This is a genomic window from Streptomyces hebeiensis (assembly GCF_052983195.1).
The window spans coordinates 4,292,136-4,317,977 of sequence record NZ_CM129812.1 but is presented as its reverse complement, the minus strand read 5'-3'; the positions used below and the strand labels follow the sequence as shown (position 1 = coordinate 4,317,977).

The 25,842-nt window shown below is 70.2% G+C and carries 1 protein-coding gene (cut by both window edges); it reads right to left on the bottom strand.

All 25,842 nt of this window come from inside a single coding sequence — locus ACU6P3_RS18675, lonely Cys domain-containing protein, on the bottom strand. Of the gene's 61,437 coding nucleotides, 24,025 precede the window and 11,570 follow it; the stretch shown corresponds to coding positions 24,026–49,867, spanning codon 8,009 (partial) through codon 16,623 (partial); the first complete codon in reading order (the gene reads right to left) occupies nucleotides 25,838–25,840. Both the start codon and the stop codon lie outside the window.

The following is a 25,842-nucleotide window of genomic DNA, read 5'->3' as shown; positions in this document are numbered from 1 at the left end:
CGCCCAGGACCACCCGCACCCGGTCGATCCGCACCAGGGCGGTCACGGCCCCCGTCAGGTCGCGTCCGCGCACCGTGCCGGAGGCGTCCCGCACCAGGGCGTTCGGGTTCGCGAACGGGTCCGTCGCCTGCGTGGTGGGAGCCGTGGGGCCGAAGACGATCGAGTCGTCCTGGGTGGTGGCCCCGAAGGTGGTGGTCCCGGAGGCGGTGGTCCGGGCGGTGGTGAGCTGCCGGGTGGCGGTGATCCACGGGCCCGGGGTGTTGGTGGCCGGGTCGACGCGGGCGAGGATGCCGAGGGGGGCCGAGGGGTCGGCGCCGGTCAGCATCATCGGCGCGCCGTAGCCGAAGCCCGGGCGTCCGGTGTTCTGGGAGAACCGCTGCACCAGCTCCGGGCTCAGCGACCCGTCACCGGTGGTCAGGAACAGCACCGGTATGCCCAGGGGGGACGTGCGCAGCCCGGGAGACATGTCCAGCAACGCCAGGTACTCGCCCTCGGAGACGCGGACGGGGGGACGGCCGGGCAGGTGCAGCACGATGTTCCCGGCCTTGTCCACCTCCACCACGTTCAGCAACGGCATCGGCTTGCCCGGGCCCATCCAGTCCGGCTGGACCGGACGCATGGCCATCCCGTTGGGCCCGACCGCCATCTGCCGCACCTTGGCCCAGTCGACCCCGGCCGGTGCGGCCGTCCCGGACCAGTTGACGCCCTGGATGTTCGACCCCTGCGTCAGCATCGCCGCCTGTTCGAAAGCGCCGCTCTCCTTCAGGTGATACGCGGCCAGCAGATCCCGGTCGGTGACGTCCAGGCCCTCCGCGATCGCCTTGGCCGTCAGCGCCCACAAGGCTTGTTGCTGCGACCGGTCCCAGCGGACCGTGGCGTCGAGGTGAAGGACCTGGCGGCCCATCGCTTCCCGGTCCGCGGGCTGCAGTGAGCCGAAGAGCTGCGCGGCACGGGCCGTGGCCCAGAGGGTGGACGCCACGTGCCGGGGGGTGAACGTCGCCGGGGCGGGCAGCGACTGCGTGTAACGGGTCATCTGCTCACCCGTCCTGGCCAGCTGGGCGACGGTGAGCCTGACAGCCGGTGTCGGCAACCCCTCCGTCAGCTTCGCACCCGGATCGGCCTTCACCTCAGCCGCCGCGAAGTCGAGCAGGGACAGATACCCGGCCAGGTCCGGGGCCCGACCGGTGTACTCCTGCACGAAGAAGTCGAACATGTCCAGGCGGAACGGGGTGAACTGGCTGATCGACGTGTCGTTCGCCCGCATCCGCTCCAGCGCGCCGATGCCCTTCAGCACCCGCTCGTACCGGCCCCCCGGCACACCGCGGTCGTCCTCGATCTGAAGACCGAACGCCGACCGCAACCCGCGCACGAGCCGCAGCATGGTCTCCCGCGTCTCCGGGGACACCGCACCCGGACCACGGTGCACCCCCGCGTCCCGCGCCAGCTGGTCCAGCTCGTGATCCAGCGGCTCGGGACGGCGCCGGACCCGGCGCCCGAACACGCCGTTCGCCGCGCCCACGACCACACGCTCGGTGTCGTTCAGACCGGTGTGCCGGGTACTGCCTTCCCCTTCCCGCCGACTGTAGTTGAACACGAGCTGATCGAGCGGAACATCGCCCAGCGGATCGTCGACATGCGGCGCCGGAGCGTACACAGGCTGCACCTGCCGCGGATCGCCGTCCGAATCGCTCCAGCAGACCTCCAGATTCAACCGGTACCCCGGCGGCAGCTCCCGCACCTCGGGCAGCCCCGCGATGTAGCGCGCGGCGTCCTCCTTGCCCAGCGTCACCGTCCGGCCGTCGCGGAGGGGAAGGTGCATCCTGCCCGGCTCTCCATGGGCGGCGAAGACGTACACCGCCGGATCCGGAGTGATCTCCTCGGTACTCGCCGTATAGCGCTCGTCACCGGCCGGCAGCCTGTGCAGGAGCCGGCTCATCTGACGGTACTTCCGGAAACGCCGCTCCCGCCGGCGCAGCCCGTCCTCCTGCGCGACAGCCAGCCGGCCGAGCCACTCATGGTCGTCGTCCACCAGCGGACGGGTGAGCACATCGCTGTCACGGAACGTCGTCCCGTCCAGCGCCGTCCACGCACGGTCCACATACGGCCCGGTCGCCGCCGACGACGGAGGCACCGGCACCCACGCACCGACCGCCGCGTCCGGATCACGGTCCATCAACACCAGAACATGCCCACCGGACCCGTCGGGAACCAGCCGCCCCTCACCGCTCGGACCCCACACCGTCCGGCCCAGCCGGTCGGCCACCGCCCGCAGCATCGCCTGGTACTGCTCCCCCGCGAACGGAACGGCCAGCACGACGGGGACGTCCTTCGGCAGCTTCGCCAGCTCCGGGTCGGCCGCCAGCGCGTCGGCGACCGCCTCACCGTCCAGCACCCGGCCGTCCGGCAGCCGCACCCGCCCGTTCTCGCCCTCGGCCGCCACGACATACGCCGTGTCCGGCCACGGCGCGGGCTCGTTCGACACCTCCGTCGGCGCGGCACCCGGCCGGGTCTCCATGACCCGCACCCTCCCGGGCAGGACCCGGCCCACCACGGGCCTGCCCGTCCAATTACGGCCCTGCGAACGCCCCGACGGCCCCGTGATCAGACCGTTCGGCGACAGCATCGGATCATTCGGCCCCAGGAACCTCCCCGTCACAGCCGGAGGCGCGGAGGGGTTCGCCGCAGACGCGGGCGCGGACGTGGGCGCGGACGTCCCCGGCGGCGGCGCGAAGTCGGTCATCTCCTCGTCCAGCGCGGTCCCGCTGCCGAACGCATCCCCGGTGGCAGGCCCGTCCCAGGCCCGCACGCTCTGATGGCTCGGGAGGAGCGAGAACCGGGACAGCTCCAGGTCCACACCCACCGAACCCGCCGCAGAAACCAGCAGGAACTGCAGGGCCACCGGCAGCGGAGGCTCCGGCTGGCCGTTGGCGGCGAAGTACGAACCGATCGCGAACCGCAGGTCGCTCCAGGTCAGCGAGGACCGGACACCATTGGCCATCCGGGTCTGCTCCAACGCCCAGAAACCCTGCAACAACGCCTCGAACGCCGCCGTGTCGTTCTCCAGCATCGGACCGTAGACCAGCCGGACCGCCCGCACCCACCGCAGCACATCCGGACCACGGCCCCGGTCACCCGTCACCCGCTCGGCCAGCCGGCCCAACTCGGCGGTCGACGGCTTGGGACGGAAACCGGCCCACCAGTCCCCCTCCGCCAACTGCCACCGCGCCGGCACATCACCGTCACCAGGAACCAGCACCGGCTCCAGCCCACTGCCCGTCGTCCACACCCACCGGTCCAGACCGTCAGCCAGCACCTCCCCCGCCAACGGATTCTCCAACGGATCACCGATCGGCGGACCCGCCAGATCAGCACCCGTCACCACCGCGGCCGTCTCCGGAGACGCCGCCGTCAGATGACCGTCCACCGCGAACAGGAAATCCACGATCCGGGCGTAGTCGAACACCGCATCAGTGCCGTCCGACAGAGCCAGCGCGGCGGCACTCGCATCACCACGAAGACCGACCAGATGCGCCTCGTCGAACGGCAGCGCCTGCACCGGGCTCTCCAACGGCACCGGCCCCCGCCGCACATGCGTGAACCCGGACACCTCGGGCAACAAGCCATAGCTCTGCCGCCACGCGTCCTGCCAGTCCTGAACCGGACGCGACGACACCCCCACCGGCTTCCCGTCCGCATCCCGGTGCTTGGCCACCTGCACCCGGTCCAGCAGAACCCGCGACCCGTCCAGCGCCACGATCTCCGCCGCCCACGGCATGATCGGCGGCGTCTGCGCGGGATCGGCCAGGATGCCGAGGGCATTCCGCGCCGCCTCGAAAACGGCCCGGACCCTCGCCTGCGCTCCTGGGGGAACCTGGGGCAGCAGGTCGAACGCCTCCGCGATGGCCGCCCGCAGACGCGGAACGGCGGGGTCGTCGGCGGGCAGCCGGCTCCCCAGGGCGTATTCGCCCAGCGTGAGCGCGATATTCCTGCTGTCCCATTCGGCCATCAGCTTCTTGGTGGAACCGTCGACCTGCGGTACGCCCTCACCGACGGTCACCGCGAGGAAGGCCGCGACGGCACGCACCACCGGGTTGTTCACGATCCGCAGGATGGATTCGCGCAGGACGTCCTCGGGCAGCGGGGCGCGAAGCGTCACCGAGCGTTCGTAGGCGCTCCGGCTGAACTTGGAGATCTCTTCGACGGCGCGCTCGATCTCGTCGGGCGTCATGTGCCGGCCCGTGTACCCGAAGTGCCGCAGCTCCATCAGGACCAGCGCGACCGCCAGCCGGCCCTCGTCGGTGTCCAGGGTCGGATAGTCGTCGTCGTCCATGCCGACCGCGTAGCGCTGGCTGATGACGGCGCCCTCGGAGGTGCGGCCGGTGAGCACGGCCGTCCAGTGCTCCCGCGGTGTCGGCACGTCGTTGCCGACGGCGTCGAAGAACCCGGCGTCGAAGGGCCCCTCCGGCCTCACCAACCGCCGGTAGAGCTCCATCACATTGGAGAGATGCGGGAGGAGCCGCCCTGTCAGCTCGTCATGGCGCTCGTTGAGGAACTCCCGGGTGCGCGGCCGCAGCGCCCGCAGAACGCGGTCCAGCGCGTTCCGCGAGGCAACGAGCAGGAAGTTCTTGATGAGGCTCGGATCCGCGCCCTCGGGCAGGGAGTTGTCGAAGATGGTGCTGGCCGGAGCGGCCGCGACGTTCTGGTATCCGAGCCACCCGTAGCCCCACACCTCGTCGACGTCCGGGATGGCCGCCAGGAACTGCACGAGGTGGTTCTCCACAGAGCCCTGGCCGAGGGCACGGTTCACGAACACCGTGGTGACCGTCTGCCCGAAGGACCGTCCCCCGGCCATCAGCTGCCCGAGGTCCGGCCGGGTGAACCGCTCGAAAGCGAGGTCCTGGAGCTCCCTGAGACGGTCGGTGGCGTACCCCGCGGTGAGCTGGACGTAGGCGGACCAGTCGAAGCCCTCGGGGGCCGGATTGACCTTCGCGCCCTTGCCCACCTCGGTGAACGTCCAGCCGAGCGGCCCCAGCAGCTCGGGGAGCGGGATCGCCTGCCGCCGCTCGTCCGCGAGCCTCGCCGCGGCCCGAGCCCGCCGGAGCTGAGCCATCACTTCCCGGCGGGACTGCTTCCGCTCGCCGGGGATCGCGGCCATCGGGTCGACGACGAACTCCCCGATGACGTACTTCCTCCGGACGGGCTGACGCTCACCCGCTGCCACCTGCGGTCGCCAGACGTGGAGCAGCCCGTCTTCTGTCTCCCAGAAGGAATAGGAGTCCGTGACGAGCTTGAGCCCGGGGCCGTGGCCCAGTACCAGCGTTTGTTTGACATTGCCCGGAACACTGAGGAAGAGGTCGCGGCGCTCCTCGGCCTCGAGGCCGACGCCGTCGTAATCGTCCCCGGTCGGTGCGTCGAGTACCGCGTGTGTCGTGGAGGACGACTGCGCGAACGCGGGCAACGCGCCGTCCACGACGTCCCGCCCGTCGGGGTCGATCGCCTGCCCGGCGGAGTCGATCACCACGGCCTGTGCGTCGGACGCCGCCACCTCCGGCGGAACCTCGGATACCCGGCCTTCGGCACCGGCCGAGACGTCGACCCACACCACACCGTCGGTCCCGCCGAGGTTGTACGCCGCCCAGGCGTGTCCCGGCGCCTCGCCCTGACGCTGCGCCAGGATGAACGCCGCCGCGCCCGGACCCGCCGCCGTGACCGCGTCCGCGACCGACTGCCACGACCGCACCCCGCGCCAACCGGGACCCATCACCAGCGACGACGCCGCCGAGGTATCGCCGACCGCCCAATCGTCCAGCGCCACCGCCGGACGTACGCCGCCCCCGTACAGCTCGTCCCGCAACCCCCGCAGCAGTACCAGGCACCGCTCGACCGACAACCCCCGCGCCGGCCCCCGGCCCGCCACCAGGTGTACCCGGCGCGTCAGCTCATCACGGCTCAGCACCGACCGCGTGGAACCCTCCGGCCGTGCGAGCGCGGTGGGGGCTGTCGAGCCAAAGACGATCAGATTGTTGTCAGTGGTGGTGGTCTGGGGGGTGGTGAGCTGCCGGGTGGCGGCGGTCCACGGGCCCGGGGTCATGGTGGCCGGGTCGGGGAGGGCGAGGATCCTGAGCGGAATGGAGGGGTCGGCGCTGGTGAGCATCATCGGGGCGCCGTAGCCGAAGGCCGGGCGTCCGGTGCGCTGGGAGTACCGCTCCACCAGCTGCGGGCTCAGCGCCCCGGGACCGGTGGTCAGGAACAGCACCGGAGTACCCAACCCGGCCGAGCGCAAGGCCGGATTCAGGTCCATCAGTGCCAGGAACTCGTCTTCCGAGACCCGGAGGGGAGCATAGCCGGGCAGATGCAGCACGATGTTCCCGGCCTGGTCGACCTCCACGACGCTCAGCACCGGCGGCGGCTTGCCCGAACCCACCCAGTCCGGCTGAACCAGCTGCATGGACGTCCCGTGGGGGCCATACGTCATCTGACGCACGTTGCCCCCGTCGATCCCGGCAGATGCCGGAGTCCCGCTCCAGTTGACGCCCTGGACGTCCGGCCCCTTGCGCAGCAGAGCCGCCGGACCGAAAGCACCACTCTCCTTCAGGTGATACGCCGCCAGCAGATCACGGTCGGAGATGTCCAGGCCCTCCGCGATCGCCTTGGACGCCAACACCCACAGGCCCACCTCCTGCGACTGGTCCCACACCGCGGCAGCGTTCACATGCAGGACCTTGCGGCCCACCGCCTCCTGCTCCGCGGTCGTCATCGACCCGAAGGTCTGGGCGACACGGGACATGGCCCAAAGGGTCGACGCCACATGCCGCGCCGAGAACGCGGCGGAAGACGACAGCGACTGCACGTAACCGATTACGTGCACGCCCTTGTCCGCCAGCTGCTTGAGGGTGACCTGCAGAGCCGGCGCCGGCACCGCATCGGTGAGCCGGGCACCCGGGTCGGCCGCGACCCGGGCCGCCGCGAAGTCGAGCAGCGCCATATACCCGGCGAGGTCCGGGGCCCGACCGGTGTGCTCCTGGACGAAGAAGTTGAACATGTCCAGGCGGAACGGAGTGAACTGGCTGATCGCCGGATCGTTCGCCCGCATCCGCTCCAGCGCGCCGATCCCCCTCAGCACCCGCTCGTACCGGCCACCCGGCACACCACGGTCGTCCTCGATCTCGTTGCCGAACGCCGACCGGAGTGCACGCACGAGCCGCAGCGTCGTCTTCCGCGTCTCCGGCGACACCGCACCCGGACCACGGTGCACCCCCGCGTCCCGCGCCAGCCGGTCCAGCTCGTGATCCAGCGGCTCGGGACGGCGCCGGACCCGGCGCCCGAACACACCGTTCGCCGCACCCACAACCGCGCGCCGGCTGCTGTCCATACCCGTCTGCCTGGTGGCCCCGTCCGTCTCCAGCCGGCTCAGGTTCGACACCAGCTGGTCGAGCGGAACGTCGTCCAGCGGATCGTCGACATGCGGCGCCGGACTGGCCGAAGGCTGCTCCTGCCGGGGATCGCCGTCCGAATCACTCCAGCAGACCTCCAGATGCACCCGGTGCCCCGGCGGCAGGTCCCGCACCTCACGCAACCCGGCGATGTACGCGGCAGCGTCCCGCTTGTCCAGCCACACCGTCCGGCCGTCACGGAGCGGAAGCTGCATCCGGCCGGGCTTGCCATGGGCGGCATAGACATACACCGCAGGATCCGGAGTGATCTCTTCCGATCCGGCATCCTGATAACCGGTGCCGGCGGGCGTCCAGAACACCAGCCGACGCATCTGACGGAAGATCCGGAAACGCTGCTCCCGCCGACGCAACCCGTCCCGCAGCGGGACAGCCAACCGGCCGAACCGCTCACTGTTCTCATCCACCAACGGCCGGCTGTACACATCGCTGTCGCGGAACTTCGTCCCGTCCAGCGCCGTCCACTCACGATCCGTGTACGACGTGGTCGTGGCCGACGGAGGAGTCGACATCCACGCCCCGACCGGGGCGTCCGGGTCACGGTCGATCAACGCCAGAACATACGTGGTCCCAGAACCCTGAAACACCCGCCCCTCGCCGCTCGGGCCCCACACCGTCCGGCCCAGCCGGTCGGCCACGACCTCCAGCATCTCCTGGTACTGCTGCCCCGCGAACGGAATGGCCAGCACGACAGGGACGTCCTTCGGCAGCTTCGCCAGCTCCGGATCCGCCGCCAGCACGTCGGCGACCCCCTCGGCGCCCAGCACCCGGCCGTCCGGCAGCCGCACCCGCCCGTTCTCACCCTCGGCCGCCACGACATACGCATCGTCCGGCCACGGCGCCGGATCGTTCGAGACGTCCTTCGGCGCGGCACCGGGCCGGATCTCGACGACCCGCGCCCTCCCGAGCAGCACCCGATCCACCGGCTTGCCCGTCCAGTTACGGCCCTGCGAACGCACGAAGAAACCCGCCATCACCGTCTGCGGCGACAGCAGCGGATCGTTCGGTCCCGTGAAACGCCCGGACACCGCCGGAGGCGCGGGGAGGTTCACCGCGGGCTTCGGCGCGGGAGGCCCCCAGATCGACGCCGCCGGCCCCGACGCCGACGCGGCCGGCCCCCAGGCCGACGCGGCCAGCGCCCATGCCGACGCGGCGGACGCCGGCGGCGCGGCGGACCCCGGCGGCGCGAAGAGGGACATCTCCGCGTCCCGCACGGTCCCGCCGCCGAAGGCATTCCCCGCGTCGAAGACGATCAGGCCGTCATCGGTGTCGGAGGTTCCGGGGACGGTGGACTGCCGAGTGGCCGCGGTCCAGCGGGCCGGGGCCTGGGTGGCCGGGTCGAGGCGGGCGAGGATGCCGAGGGGGATCGAGGGGCTGGGACTGGTCAGCGTCATGGGTGCGCCGTAGGCGAAGCCCGGGCGTCCGGTGTTCTGGGAGAACCGCTGGATCACCTGCGGGCTCAGTGCCCCGTCGCCGGTGGTCAGGAACAGCACCGGATTACCGATGGGCGTCGCGCGGTACGCGGGATCCAGTGTGAGCAGGGCCAGGAACTCGTTCTCGGAGACGGGGAGCGGGGCGCGGCCGGGCAGGTGCAGCACGATGTTCCCGGCCCGGTCGACCTCCACCACGTTCAGCATCGGCATCGGCTTGCCCGGGCCGACCCAGTCCGGCTGAACCGGCTGCGTCGCGGTCCCGTTGGGCCCGAGCGTCATCTGCCGCACGTTGGTCCAGTTGATCCCGGCCGGTGCGGCGATGCCGGACCAGTTCACGCCCTGGACGTTCGGCCCGTGCCGCAGGAGGGCCGCCGGACCGAAGGCTCCGCTCTCCTTCAGGTGATATGCCGCCAGCAGATCACGGTCGGAGGCATCCATGCCCTCCGCGGTCGCCTTGGCCATCAGCACCCACAAGGCTTCCTGCTGCGACCGGTCCCACGCGGCAGCCGCGCCAAGGTGCAGCACCTGGCGGCCCATCGCCTCCCGCTCCGCGGGCGTCATCGACCGGAAGGTCTGGGCGGTACGGGTCATGGCCCAGAGCGTGGACGCCATGTGCCGGGGGGTGAACGGCGCGGGGGCGGGCAGCGACTGCACGTAACGGGTTATCCGCTCACCGTTGTCCGCCAGTTGATTGAGGGTGATCTGGACAGCCGGTGCCGGCACCGCTTCCGTCAGCTTCGCATTCGGATCGGCCGCGATCCGGGCCGCCGCGAAGTCGAGCAGCGCCACATACCCGGCCAGGTCGGGGGCCCGACCCGTGTGTTCCTGGACGAAGAACGCCAGCATGTCCAGCCGGAGCGGTGTGAACCCGCTGATCGCCGTATCGTTCGCCCGCATCCGCTCCAGCGCCACGATGCCGTTGAACACCCGCTCATACCGGCCACCCGGCCCACGGTGATCCTCGATCTCGTTGCCGAACACCGACCGCAGCGCCCGCACCAGCCGCAGCATCGTCGCCCGCGTCTCCGCCGACACCGCACCCGGACCCTGATGCAACCCCGCATCCCGCGCCAACTGGTCCAGCTCGTGGTCCAGCGGCTCAGGACGGTGGTTGACCACACGCCCCGCCTCGCCAGGCGCGTCGATCACCACACGGCCGTGATTGTCCACACCCGTCGGCCTGGTGACCGACGTCGCCTCACTCCGCATCTCGTTCGAGAAATGCTGACCGAGCGGAACATCATCCAGCGGATCATCAATATGCGGCGACGGGTTGTGCGAAAGGAGCTGCTGATACGGGTCGCCGTCCGACGCACCCCAGCACACCTCCAGATGCGGCCGGTGCCCCGGCGGCAGCTCACGCACCTCGGGCAGCCCCGCGATGTACCGCGCGGCATCCCGCTTGCCCAGCCACACCGTCCGGCCGTCACGCAGCGCGAGCTGCAGCCGCCCCGGCTTCCCATGAGCCGCGAAAACATAGACCGCCGGATCCGGAGTGACCTCCTCGGAACCCACCGCCTGGTGACCACTGCCGGCCGCGATCTTGTGCACAAGGCGCCGCATCGTGCGGAACGCCTTCAACTGACGCTCACGCCCCCGCAGATTGTCCCGGGCCTGCACAGATATCCGGCCGAACCGCTCATGGCCCTCATCCACCAGCGGCCGGCTGTACACGTCACTGTCACGGAACGTCGTCCCGTCCAGCGCCGTCCACACACGGTCCTCGAACGCCACCCTCCTCGCCGGCGTCTCGAACGGCACCCAGCCACCGAACGGCAGATTCGCATCAGGGTCGACGATCACGGGACGGTGCCCGCCCGCGTCCGAGTCGGCCACCAGACGGGCCCGGCCACTGGGACCCCACGCCTTCCGGCCCGTCCGCTCCTCCACCGCCCGCAAGATGGCCTGCTGCTGGTCCCCCGCGTCCGACAGCACCAGCACCACCGGCACATCCCTCGGCAGCTTCGCCAACTCGGGATCCGCCGCCAACGCGTCAGCGATCCCCTCCGCGCCCAGCACCCGCCCGTCCGGCAGACGCACCCGCCCGTTCTCACCCTCGGCCCAGACGACATACGCGCCATCCGGCCACGGCGCATCGCCCTCCGACACGATCACCGGCGACTGCCCGGGCCGGGTCTCAATCACCCGTACCTTGCCCGGCAACACCCGACTCACGGACTTACCCGTCCAGTTACGACCCTGCACACGCCCCGACGGACCCACCATCACCGTCCGCGACGACAACAACGGATCATTCGCACCCATGAACCTCCCCGACACCGCCGGAGGCTCGGGCAGGTTCACCACAGGCGCCGGCGCGGGCGCGGCCGTCCCCGGCGGCGCGAACAGGGACATCTCCGCGTCCCGCGCCATCCCGCCACCGAACGCATCCCCGGCGGCAGCGCTGTTCCAGGCACGCTCACTGTGATGGCTCGGGACGATCGAGAACCGGGACAGCTCCAGGTCCACACCCACCGAACCCGCCGCCGAGACCAGCAGGAACTGAAGAGCCACCGGCAGCGGAGGCTCCGGCTGGCCGTTGGCGGCGAAGTACGAGCCCATCGCGAACCGCAGGTCGCTCCAAGTCAAAGGCGACCGGACACCATTGGCCATCCGGGTCTGCTCCAGCGCCCAGAAACCTTGCAGCAGCGCCTCGAACGCCGCCGTGTCGTTCTCCAGCATGGGACCGTAGACCAGCCGGATCGCCCGCACCCACCGCAGCACATCCGGACCACGGCCCCGGTCACCCGTCACCCGCTCCGCCAGCCGGCCCAGCATCGCGGTCGACGGCTCAGGACGGAAACCGACCCACCAGTCACCCTCCGCCAACTGCCACCGCGGCCCCACCTCCCCGTCACCAGGAACCAGCACCGGCTCGATACCGCTACCGGTCCCCCACACCCACCGGTCCAGACCGTTCGACAACGTCTGACCCGCCAACGGCGTCTCCAACGGATCAGCCGCCGGCGGACCCGCCAGATCAGCACCGGCAACCACCGCCGCCGTCTCCGGAGACGCCGCCGTCAGATGACCGTCCACCGCGAACAAGAAGTCCACGACCCGCGCATAGTCGAACACCGCGTCCGTACCGTCCGACAACGCCAACGCGGCGGCATTCGCGTCACCACGCAGCCCGACCAGATGCGCCTTGTCGAACGGCAACGGCTGCACCGGGCTCTCCAACGGCACCGGCCCCCGCCGCACATAGGTGAACTCCCGCGCCTCCGGCAACAAGCCATACGCATGCCGCCACGCGTCCTGCCAGTCCTGAACCGGACGCGACGACACGCCCACAGGCTTCCCGTCCGCGCCCCGGTGCCCGACCGTCAGCACCCGGTCCAGCAGAACCCGCGACCCGTCCACCGCGACAAGCTCCGCGTCCCACTTCACCATCGGCGGCGTCTGCGCGGGATCGGCCAGGATGCCGAGGGCCCCCCGCGCCGCCCCGACCATGGCCCGGAGCAGCGGCTGGTGCGTCGGAGGAACGGTGCCGAGAAGGCCGGCCGCCTCCTCGACGGCCGTCCGAAGCGCCTGGTGCACGGAGTCGGGCAGCGGGGTTCCCAGAGCATAGGCGCCCAGCGCACCGGCGACCCGCTGGCTTTCGCCCACGGACATCAGCCGCCGGGGCACGCCGCCGGCGGCCTGCGGCAGACCCGCCAGCAGGGCCATTTGCACAAAGGCCGCGAAGCCGTGGACCACCTTGTTGTCCAGGATCCGCGCGATGGATTCACGGAGGACGTCCTCGGGCAGCGGAGCCGGGAACCTCTGCGCCCGCTGGTACGCCTCCCGGCTCAGCCGCGACAGTTCGGCCACGGCCCGCCGGATCTCCTCGGGCGTCAACAACACATCGTCGTATGCGAAGTGCCGCAGCTCCGCGAGGACCAGCGGAATCTCCAGCCGGCCGTCATCGGTGTCCAGGGCCGGGAACCGGTCGTCGTCCATGTCGACCATCTGCTTCTGCGTGACGACCTTGCCCTCGGACGTCCGCCCCGTCAGCACGGAGGTCACATGCTCACGGGGAGAGGGCACATCGCCGATGGTCGCGTCGAAGAAGCCCGGGAAGAACGGCTTGTCCGGCGTGATGCCCTTCCGGTACAGCTCCAGCAGTTTCCCGAGCACGGTGGCGAGGTTTCCGCTGATGCCGTCGTGATGCTCGTTGAAAAAGTCCCGGGTGCGGGGCCGCAGAGCCCGCAGGACACGGTCCAGCGCGGGCCGGGACGCCACCGCCAGGGCGTTCTTGGCCATGAACGGAGACGGGGCCTGGTTGAGGATCGTGCCGGCCGGCCTGGCCACCGTGTGGGCGTAGCTGTACCGCAGGTAGCCCCACATGTCGTCGATGTCCGGGATGGCCGAGAGGAAAGGAACGGCCACCTCGGGCACGTCGGCCCGGCGGATGAAGCCACGCACGAACTCCGCGACGATCTTCATCCCGAATTCCCGGCCCGACAAGTCCAATGCCCCGAGGGGGCTTTCCGGCAGCCGGTCCGCCGCCACGTCCATGAGCGCGCTCAGACCGAGGGCGGGGAGCCCAGGAGTGGGCTGCACATAGGCACGGTTCGTTCTGATGGGAGTCGGGCCGACCTTGACCTTGTCACCCAGGTCGGTGGTCTTCCAGCCGTCACCGGCGGGGAGAAGAGCGGCGAGTGCGATCTCCGGCGCGGCACCTGGCTGGTTCCTGGTGTCCAGCGCCCGCGTCACCCTCTCCAGCCGCGCCAGCGTCTGCTCCGGGTCCTGCCTCCGTTCACCCGGGAGCACCGTCATCGGCTCGACGACGATCTCACCGATGAGATACGAGGTGTGGACCGGCTTCGGCTCTCCCTCTTTCGGCTTGGGGTACGTCTGGTGCAGCCGTCCGTCGGCGGTCCGCCAGAGTCCGGCGTGATCAGTCACGATCTTGAAACCGGGAGCCTTGGCCAGCACCTGCTTCGAGGGAACGCGTTGCATCCCCTCGATGACGAACATCTGGCGCTTCTCGACCTCCAGGCCGAGGGCACCGTACGGACTCCGCATCGGCGCGTCGAGCACCGCGTGCGTGGTGGAGGTGGACTGCGCGAACGCGGGCAATGCGCCGCGCGCGTCGTCCGGTCCGGCGGGGTCGATCGCCTGCCCGGCGGGGTCGATCACCACGGCCTGTGCGTCGGACGCCGCCACCTCCGGCGGGACCTCGGATACCCGGCCTTCGGCACCGGCTGAGACGTCGACCCACACCACACCGTCGGTCCCGCCGAGGTTGTACGCCGCCCAGGCGTGACCGGGCGTCTCGCCCTGCCGCTGGGCCAGGATGAGCGCCGCCGCGCCCGGACCCGCCGCCGCGACCGCGCCCGCCACCGCGCCCCACGACCGCACCCCACGCCAGCCCGGCCCCATCACCAGCGACGAGGCGGCAGAGCTCTGGTCGATCACCGAATCGTCCACCGTGGCAGACGGGCGCACGCCATTCGGGTACAGCTCGTCCCGCAGCCCCCGCAGCAGCACCAGACACCGCTCGACCGACAACCCCCGCACCGGCCCCCGGCCCGCCACCAGGTGCACCCGACGCGTCAGCTCATCCCGGCTCAGCACCAACGGCCCGGAATCCTCCGGCGCGGTGAGGGTTCGCGGTATTACGGGGGTGGGCGAGGAGAAGACCGCGTCGCCGTAGGGGGCCGTGAACAGGACGCTGGAGTTCAGGCCCTGCAGCCACGCCTTGCGCCACGCGCCCGGCTGCCCGGTGCCCGCCTCGGGCAGGCCGACCAGACGCAACGGCCCGGACGAAGCCCCCGGCGAAGGCGTGGTGGCGGGGGCCATCGTCAGCGGTCCGCTGTAGGCCCAGCCATTACGGGCCGTCCGATTGGAGAACGCCTCCGACAACACCATCGAACGGCCCTTGTCGCCGCCCGGACCGGACGCCACGAACACCAGCGGAACACCCAACGGCATCACCCGCAGCAACGGCGCCAGATCCAGCAGCGCCAGCAACTCCCGGTCCGCCACCCGGAACGGCCGCATCCCCGGCAGGTGCAGGACCGGGAAACCATCCGCGTCGGTGTCCGTCCACACCACCATCGCCTCACCGGGCTCACCCTCGGCCGCCCACGGCGCACTGAAGTGCTTACGCGACGCCGTATCGCCCGCCTGGTCCTGCGTGCCCACCGCCCGCAGGTCCACACCATCCGGAGCCGGTGTGCCACTCCAGTTGTAGCCCCGGGCGTTCCCCGCCTCCTGCAGAAGGTGCGCCGGGCCGAACGCGCCCTTGGACGCGAGGTGGAAAGCGGCCAGCGTGAAGTAGTCCGACGGGTCCAGACCGGCCGCGATCGCCTGAGCCGTCAGGACCCACAGCTCCTGCTTCCTCGCCGGCGTCCACTGCTCGTCCGGGAACATATGGAGCACCCGGCGCCCCAGCTTCTCCGTGAACGCCGCATCCATGCCGCCCATCTGCCGTGCGGCACCGGCCACCGCCCAGAACGCCCACGTCACCGCCTTCTTGGTCACCGGCGTGTCCGCACCCGGCTGCCTCAGCACACTGCGCACCAGGCCCGCACCCATCTGCGTCACCTGCTTCAACGCATGCTGGATGAACAGATCCGGCATGTCCTCACCCAGCCGGGCCCCCGGCTTCAGCGCCAACACCTGAGCGGAGATGTCCAGAACCTGCCGGTAATCCTCCGGACTCGGGATCTTCCTGCCGCCCACACGCTGCGCCATGAAGGTCCACAGCTCCATCCGGAACGGTGTGAACCGGCCCAGCGCCGGATCATTGGCACGCATCGTCTCCATGGCACCAATGCCCTTGAGCAACTGCTCATACAGGCCTGGCTCCTTCTCGGCCTCCGGACCGAACACGATCCGCAACGCCCGCACCAGCCGCAGCATGGTCGCCCGCGTCTCCGGCGACACCGCACTCTCACTCGTGTGCAGCCCCGCCGTCCGCGCCATCGCATCCAGCTCATGCGGCAACGGCTCCGGAACCGCCCGCCTACGCCGCCCCGCCACACCCCCCGGTGTGTCGATCAGAATGTGCGTGTCGACATCGAAGCCACTGCTCATCAACGACCCGTCGGTCTCCAGACGGCTCTCGTTCGCCGCATGCTGAGCCAGCGACACCTCATCCAACGGATCATGCACCGCCGGCGCCGGACGGTTGTCCAACTGCGGCACCAACGGATTCCCCGCCGCATCACTGAAGCACACCTCCAGCCCCAGCCGATACCCCTCCGGCAGCTCCGCCACCTCCGGCAACCCACCGATATACCGACCACCGTCCGCCGCGGACAGCCACACCGTCCGGCCATCCCTCAAAGCCAGCTGCAGACCACCCGGCAGACCATGAGCGACATACGTGTACACCGCCGGATCCGGAGCCCTCACCTCCTCACTCACCAGCGCCGTCCGGCCACCCGACGGCATCAGATGCACCAGCTTCTTCGCATGCAGATACGACCGCATCTTCTGCTCACGGTCCCGCACACCATCCACATGCGACATCTGCCCGAACCGCTCATGACGGTCCGAAACCAACGGCCGGGACGCCACATCACTGTCCCGGAACGTCGTCCCGTCCAACGCCGTCCACTCACGGTCCCGACGCGGCGCGGACAGCTTCGTCGGGTGGAACGGCACCCACGCACCCAGCGGGTGATCGGGACCGTGATCGATCAGCGCCGGAACATGCTCGCGCTTCTTGTTGCGCACCAGACGCCCGTCACCACTGGCCGCCCACACCGGCCGGTCCAGCAGGTTGGCAACCGCCCGCAAGAACTCCAGATTCCGCTCGTTCGCCAGATACGGCACCACCAGCACAACCGGCATGCCCTTCGGCAGCTTCGCCAACTCAGGATCGCCCGCCAGCTCCGCCGCCAACTGCCCGGCGTTCAGCACCCGCCCATCCGGGAAACGCACACCACCCGGATGGTTCTCACCCCACACCGCATACGCCGCATCACCCCACGGCGCATCCGCGTCCGCCCCCGACACCTCCCTCAACGGAGATCCCGACAGCTCCTCGAAAACACGCACCCGCCCCAACCGCAGATGACGCACCTTCTCACCCGTCAGATTCCGCCCACGCGGCGCACCCGACGGATTCGTCATCAACGTCTCCGCCGACCACGAAGAACCCGACGAAGAGCCGGTCGAAGACCCCACCGCCTCACCGATCCGCAACCCCCCGACATCCGGCAACTGCGCCGACGAGGCGGGTGTGGGGGCGAAGACGATCAGGCCGTCGTCGGTGTCGGAGGCTCCGGGGACGGTGGACTGCCGGGTGGCGGCGGTCCACCGGCCCGGGGCGTTGGTGTCCGGGTCCGGGAGAGCGACGATACCGAGGGAGACGGAGGGGGCGGCGCTGGTCAGCGTCATCGGGGCGCTGTAGGCGAAGGCCGGCCGGCCGGTGTTCTGGGAGAACCGCTGCACCAGCTCCGGGCTCAGTGCCCCGTCGCCGGTGGTCAGGAACAGCACCGGATTACCGATGGGCGTCGCGCGGTACGCGGGATCCAGTGTGAGCAGGGCCAGGAACTCGTTCTCGGAGACGGGGAGCGGGGCGCGGCCGGGCAGGTGCAGCACGATGTTCCCGGCCCGGTCCACATGGACCACGTTCAGCAGCGGCATCGCCTTGCGCGGCCCGACCCAGTCCGGCTGCGCCGGAGTCCCGTCGGACCCGTTCATCACCTGGGTCCAGTTGATCCCGGCGGGCGCGGCGATGCCGGACCAGTTCACGCCCTGGACGTTCGGCCCGTGCCGCAGGAGGGCCGCCGGACCGAAAGCGCCGCTCTCCTTCAGGTGATATGCCGCCAGCAGATCACGGTCGGAGGCATCCATGCCCTCCGCGGTCGCCTTGGCCATCAGCACCCACAAGGCTTCCTGCTGCGACCGGTCCCACGCGGCAGCCGCGCCAAGGTGCAGCACCTGGCGGCCCATCGCCTCCCGCTCCGCGGGCGTCATCGACCGGAAGGTCTGGGCGGTACGGGTCATGGCCCAGAGCGTGGACGCCATGTGCCGGGGGGTGAACGCCGCCGTGGCAGACAGCGACTGCACGTAACGCGTTATCCGCTCACCGTTGTCCGCAAGCTGGTTGAGGGTGATCTGGACAGCCGGTGCCGGCACCGCTTCCGTCAGCTTCGCATTCGGATCGGCCGTGATCCGGGCCGCCGCGAAGTCGAGCAGCGCCACATACCCGGCCAGGTCGGGGGCCCGACCCGTGTGTTCCTGGACGAAGAACGCCAGCATGTCCAGCCGGAGCGGTGTGAACCCGCTGATCGACGTGTCGTTCGCCCGCATCCGCTCCAGCGCCACGATGCCGTTGAACACCCGCTCATACCGGCCACCCGGCCCACGGTGATCCTCGATCTCGTTGCCGAACACCGACCGCAGCGCCCGCACCAGCCGCAGCATCGTCTTCCGCGTCTCCGCCGACACCGCACCCGGGCCCTGATGCAGCCCCGCATCCCGCGCCAACTGGTCCAGCTCATGGTCCAGCGGCTCAGGACGGTGGTTGACCACACGCCCCGCCTCACCCGGCGCGTCGATCACCACACGGCCGTGATTGTCCACACCCGTCGGCCTGGTGACCGACGACGTCTCCTCCCGGCTCTCGTTGGAGAAGTACTGACCGAGCGGAACATCGTCCAGCGGATCATCGACATGCGGCGACGGGTTGTGCGAAGCATGCTGCTGATACGGGTCACCGTCCGACGCACCCCAGCACACCTCCAGATGGCGCCGGTGTCCCGGCGGCAGCTCACGCACCTCGGGCAGCCCCGCGATGTACCGCGCGGCATCCCGCTTGCCCAGCCACACCGTCCGGCCGTCACGCAGCGCGAGCTGCAGCCGCCCCGGCTTCCCATGAGCCGCGAAAACATAGACCGCCGGATCCGGAGTGACCTCCTCGGAACCCACCGCCTGGTGACCACTGCCGGCCGCGATCTTGTGCACAAGGCGCCGCATCGTGCGGAACGCCTTCAACTGACGCTCACGCCCCCGCAGATTGTCCCGGGCCTGCACAGATATCCGGCCGAACCGCTCATGGCCCTCATCCACCAGCGGCCGGCTGTACACGTCACTGTCACGGAACGTCGTCCCGTCCAGCGCCGTCCACACACGGTCCTCGAACGCCACCCTCCTCGCCGGCGTCTCGAACGGCACCCAGCCACCGAACGGCAGATTCGCATCAGGGTCGACGATCACGGGACGGTGCCCGCCCGCGTCCGAGTCGGCCACCAGACGGGCCCGGCCACTGGGACCCCACGCCTTCCGGCCCGTCCGCTCCTCCACCGCCCGCAAGATGGCCTGCTGCTGGTCCCCCGCGTCCGACAGCACCAGCACCACCGGCACGTCCCTCGGCAGCTTCGCCAACTCGAAGTCGGCCGCCAACGCGTCGGCGATCCCCTCCGCGCCCAGCACCCGGCCGTCCGGCAGACGCACCCGCCCGTTCTCACCCTCGGCCCAGACGACATACGCGCCATCCGGCCACGGCGCATCCACCTCCGACACAATCAACGGCGTCCTACCGGGCCGGGTCTCAATCACCCGTACCTTGCCCGGCAACACCCGATCCACCGGCTTGCCCGTCCAGTTACGCCCCTGCGCACGCCCCGACGGACCCACCATCACCGTCCGCGACGACAACATCGGATCGTTCGGGCCCGTGAAACTCCCCGACACCGCCGGAGGCTCGGGCAGGTTCACCACAGGCGCCGGCGCGGGCGCGGCCGTCCCCGGCGGCGCGAACAGGGACATCTCCGCGTCCCGCGCCGTCCCGCTGCCGAACGCATCCCCGGTGGCAGGCCCGTCCCAGGCCCGCACGCTCTGATGGCTCGGGAGGAGCGAGAACCGGGACAGTTCCAGGTCCACGCCCACCGAGCCCGCCGCGGAAACCAGCAGGAACTGCAGGGCCACCGGCAGGGGAGGCTCCGGCTGGCCGTTGGCGGCGAAGTACGAACCGATCGCGAACCGCAGGTCGCTCCAGGTCAGCGGGGACTGGATGCCGTTGGCCATCCGGGTCTGCTCCAACGCCCAGAAACCCTGCAACAACGCCTCGAACGCCGCCGTGTCGTTCTCCAGCATCGGACCGTAGACCAGCCGGACCGCCCGCACCCACCGCAGCACATCCGGACCACGGCCCCGGTCACCCGTCACCCGCTCGGCCAGCCGGCCCAACTCGGCGGTCGACGGCTTGGGACGGAAACCGGCCCACCAGTCCCCCTCCGCCAACTGCCACCGCGCCGGCACATCACCGTCACCAGGAACCAGCACCGGCTCCAGCCCACTGCCCGTCGTCCACACCCACCGGTCCAGACCGTCAGCCAGCACCTCCCCCGCCAACGGATTCTCCAACGGATCACCGATCGGCGGACCCGCCAGATCAGCACCCGTCACCACCGCGGCCGTCTCCGGAGACGCCGCCGTCAGATGACCGTCCACCGCGAACAGGAAATCCACGATCCGGGCGTAGTCGAACACCGCATCAGTGCCGTCCGACAGAGCCAGCGCGGCGGCACTCGCATCACCACGAAGACCGACCAGATGCGCCTTGCCGAACGGCAACGACTGCACCGGACTCTCCAACGGCACCGGCCCCCGCCGCACATGCGTGAACCCGGCCACATCCGGCAACAATCCGTAGGCATGCCGCCGCGCGTCCTGCCAATCCTCCGCGGGACGCGACGACACACCCACCGGCTTCCCGTCCGCGCCCCGATGCCCGACCGTCAGCACCCGGTCCAGCAGAACCCGGGACCCGTCCACCGCCACCAGCTCCGACACCATCGGCATCACCGGCGGCGTCCGCTCGGGATCGGCCAGCACCTCGAGGGCACCCCGGGCCGCCTCGACCATGGCCCGTAGCCGCGGCTGGTGCGTCGGGGGAACGGTGTCGTGAAGACCGGCCGCCTCCTCGACAGCCGCCCGAAGCGCCTGGCGCGCGGAGTCGGGCAGCGGGGTTCCCAGGGCATAGGCACCCAGCGCATGGGCAACCCTCTGGCTGTCGCCCATGGACATCAGCCGCCGTACCCCGCCGCCGGCCTTCGGCAGACCCTGCATCAAAGCCATTGAGACGAAGGGCTCAAGGCCCTGGACGACGGGGTTGTCCAGGATCCGCGCGAGGGATTCGCGAAGGACGTCCTCGGGCAGCGGGGCCCGATGCGCCAGCGCACGCTGGTACGCCTCCCGGCTGAGCCGCGACAGCTCGGCCACGGCCCGCCGGATCTCCTCGGGCGTCAACAACAAACTGTCGTAGGCGAAGTGCCGCAGTTCCGCGAGGACCAGCGGAATCTCCAGCCGGCCGTCATCGGTGTCCAGGGCCGGGAACCGGTCGTCGTCCATGTCGACCATCTGCTTCTGCGTGACGGCCTTGCCCTCGGACGTCCGCCCCGTCAGCACGGAGGTCAGGTGCTCACGAGGAGAAGGCACATCACCGATGGTCGCGTCGAAGAACCCCGGGAAGAACGGCTTGTCCGGAGTAATGGCCTGCCGGTACTTCTCCAGCAGCCTCGCGAGCACGCCGGCGAGGTTTCCGCTGATGCCGTCGTGGTGCGTGTTGAGGAAGTCCCGGGTGCGGGGCCGCAGAGCCCGCAGGACACGGTCCAGCGCGGGCCGGGACGCCACCGCCAGGGCGTTCTTGGCCATGAACGGGACCGGGGCCTGGTTGAGGATGGTGCCCGTGGGCCTGGCGACGGTATGGGCGTAACCGAACCGCAGGTAGCCATACATGTCGTCGATGTCCGGGACGGCGGAGAGGAAAGGAACGACCATGTCGGGCACGTCGCCCCGGCCCGTGAAGCCGCGCACGAACTCCGCGACGGTCTTCATCCCGAATTCCCGGCCCGACGAGTCCATTACTCCGAAGGGGCCCTCCGGCAGCCGGTCCGCCGCCATGTCCATGAGCGCGCTCAGGCCGAGGGCGGCCATCCCGGGGGTGGGCTGCACATAGGCGCGGTTCGTTCTGATGGGAGTCCGACCGACCTTGATCTTGTCACCCAGGTCGGTGGTCTTCCAGCCGTCACCGGCGGGGAGAAGAGCGGCGAGTGCGATCTCCGGCGCGGCGTCGGGCTCGTCCCTGGCGTCCAGCGCCCGCGACACCCTCTCCAGCCGCGCCAGCGTCTCCTCCTGGGACTGCCTCCGCTCTCCCGGAAGCACCGCCATCGGCCCGACGACGATCTCACCGATGAGATACGACTGCTGGACGGGCTCCGGCTCTCCCTTCGCCGGCTTGGGATAGGTCTCGTGCAGTCGGCCGTCGGCTGTCCGCCAGAAACCCGTGTGGTCGGTGACGATCTCGAACCCGGGGGCCTTGGCCAGCACCTGCTTCGCGGGAAGATCGCTCATCCCGGTGATGACGAACTTCTGGCGCTTCTCGACCTCCAGGCCGAGGGCACCGTACGGACTCCGCATCGGCGCGTCGAGTACCGCGTGTGTCGTGGAGGAGGACTGCGCGAACGCGGGCAATGCGCCGTCCGCGTCGTCCGGTCGGTCGGGGTCGATCGCCTGCCCGGCGGGGTCGATCACCACGGCCTGTGCGTCGGACGCCGCCACCTCCGGCGGGACCTCGGACACCCGGCCTTCGGCACCGGCCGAGACATCGACCCACACCACACCGTCGGTCCCGCCCAGGTTGTACGCGGCCCAGGCGTGACCCGTCAACTCACCCTGACGCCGCGCCAGAACCAACGCGGACGCGCCAGGACCCGCCGCCGCGACCGCGTCCGACACCGCGCCCCACGACCGCACCCCACGCCAGCCCGGCCCCATCACCAGCGATGACGCGGCAGACCGCTGGTCGATCACCGAATCGTCCACCGTGGCAGACGGGCGCACGCCATTCGGGTACAGCTCGTCCCGCAAGCCCCGCAGCAGCACCAGGCACCGCTCGACCGACATCCCCCGCGCCGGCCCCCGGCCCGCCACCCGGTGCACCCGACGCGTCAGCTCATCCCGGCTCAGCACCAACGACCCGGAATCCTCCGGCGCGGCCAAGCTTCGCGGTATTACGGGGGTGGGCGAGGAGAAGACCGCGTCGCCGTAGGGGGCCGTGAACAGGACGCTGGAGTTCAGGCCCTGCAACCACGCCTTACGCCACGCGCCCGGCTGCCCGGTGCCCGCCTCGGGCAGGCCGATCAGACGCAATGGCGCCGATGTAGCGCCCGACGTGGCGGGGGCCATCGTCAGCGGCCCTGTGTAGGCCCAGCCGTTACGGGCCGTCCGATTGGAGAACGCCTCCGACAACACCATCGAACGGCCCTTGTCGCCACCCGGACCGGACTGCACGAACACCAGCGGAACACCCAGCGGCATCACACGCAGCAACGGCGCCAGATCCAGCAGCGCCAGCAACTCCTTGTCCGCCACCCGGAACGGCCGCATCCCCGGCAGGTGCAGGACCGGGAAACCATCGGCGTCGGTGTCCGTCCACACCACCATCGCCTCACCGGGCTCCCCCTCGGCCGCCCACGGCGCACTGAAGTGCTTACGGGACGCTCCGTCGCCCGCCTGGTCCTGCGTGCCCACTGCCCGCAGGTCCACACCCTCCGGAGCCGGCGTACCGCTCCAGTTGTAACCCCGGGCGTTCCCCGCCTCCTGCAGAAGGTGCGCCGGGCCGAACGCGCCCTTGGACGCGAGGTGGAATGCGGACAGGGTGAAGTAGTCCGCCGGGTCCAGCCCGGCCGCGATCGCCTGGGCCGTCAGAATCCACAGCTCCTGCTTCCTCGCCGGCGTCCACTGCTCGTCCGGGAACATATGGAGCACCCGACGCCCCAGCTTCTCCGTGAACACGGCATCCATGCCGCCCATCTGCCGTGCCGCACCGGCCACCGCCCAGAACGCCCACGTCACCGCCTTCTTGGTCACCGGCGAATCCGCACCCGGCTGCCTCAGCACACTCCGCACCAGGCCCGCACCCATCTGCGTCACCTGCTTCAACGCATGCTGAATGAACAGCACCGGCATGTCCTCACCCAGCCGGGCCCCCGGCTTCAGCGCCAACACCTGAGCGGAGATGTCCAGAACCTGCCGGTAATCCTCCCGAGTCGGGACCTTCCTGCCGCCCACACTCTGCGCCATGAAGGTCCACAGCTCCATCCGGAACGGTGTGAACCGGCCCAACGCCAGATCATTGGCACGCATCGTCTCCATCGCGCCAATGCCCCTGAGCAACTGCCCATACAGGCCACGATCCTTCTCAACCTCCGGACCGAACACGATCCGCAACGCCCGCACCAACCGCAGCATCGTCGCCCGCGTCTCCGGCGACACCACACCCGGATCACGGTGCAGACCCGCCTCCCGGGCCAGCCCGTCCAGCTCATACGGCAAAGGCTCCGGAACCGCCCGCCTACGACGCCCCGCCACACCACCCGGCGTATCGATCAGGATCCGGGTGTCGACGTCGAAGCCACTGCTCATCAACGACCCGTCGGTCTCCAGACGGCTCTCGTTCGCCGCATGCTGAGTCAGCGACACCTCATCCAACGGGTCATGCACCGCCGGCGCCGGACGGTTGTCCAACTGCGGCACCAACGGATTCCCCGCCGCATCACTGAAGCACACCTCCAGCCCCAGCCGGTAACCCTCCGGCAGCTCCGCAACCTCCGGCAACCCGCCGATATACCGCCCACCGTCCGCCGCACCCAGCCACACCGTCCGGCCATCCTTCAGCGCCAGCTGCAGACCACCCGGCAGACCATGAGCGACATACGTGTACACCGCCGGATCCGGAGTCCTCACCTCCTCACTGACCAGCGCCGTCCGGCCACCCGACGGCATCAGATGCACCAGCTTCTTCGCATGCAGATACGACCGCATCTTCTGCTCACGGTCCCGCACACCATCCGCATGCGACATCTGCCCGAACCGCTCATGACGGTCCGAAACCAACGGCCGGGACGCCACATCACTGTCCCGGAACGTCGTCCCGTCCAACGCCGTCCACTCACGGTCCCGACGCGGCGCGGACAGCTTCGTCGGGTGGAACGGCACCCACGCACCCAGCGGGTGATCGGGACCGTGATCGATCAGCGCCGGAACATGCTCGCGCTTCTTGTTGCGCACCAGACGCCCGTCACCACTGGCCGCCCACACCGGCCGGTCCAGCAGGTTGGCAACCGCCCGCAAGAACTCCAGATTCCGCTCGTTCGCCAGATACGGCACCACCAGCACAACCGGCATATCCTTCGGCAGCTTCGCCAACTCAGGATCGCCCGCCAGCTCCGCCGCGAACTCCTCGGCGTTCAGCACCCGCCCATCCGGGAAACGCACACCACCCGGATGGTTCTCACCCCACACCGCATACGCCGCATCACCCCACGGCGCATCCGCGTCCGCCCCCGACACCTCCCTCAACGGAGATCCCGACAGCTCCTCGAAAACACGCACCCGCCCCAGCCGCAGGTGACGCACCTTCTCACCCGTCAGATTCCGCCCACGCGGCGCACCCGACGGATTCGTCATCACCGTCTCCGCCGACCACGAAGAACCCGACGAAGTCCCGCCCACCTCACCGATGTGCAACGCCCCGACATCCGGCAACTGCACCGACGAAGCGGGACCAGCCGAGTCTGCGAGGACCAGCTCGTCCATTCCTGTCTCGATGGCGGAGGTGCCGGAGGTGCTCTGCCGGGTGGCCTTGGTCCAGTTGCCGGGGGCGTTGGTGTCCGGCTCCGGGAGAGCGACGATGGTGAGCGGGGCCGACGGATCGGCGGCGGTCAGGTCGAGGGGCCCGCTGTAGCTGTAGGCGGGGCGGCCGGTGCGCTGGGAGAACCGCTCCACCAGCTCCGGACTCAGGACACCGGGACCGGAGGTCAGGAACAGGACGGGAGTGCCCAGGGGCGTGGTGCGCAGCGCCGGGTCCAGGTCCAGCAGCGCCAGGAACTCGTCCTCCGACACCGGAAGAGGGTTACGGCCGGGCAGGTGCAGGACGATGTCGCCGTCCTCGTCCACCTCGACCAGGTTCAGGAGGGGCTCGGGCAGCTCCGGTCCCACCCATTCCGGCA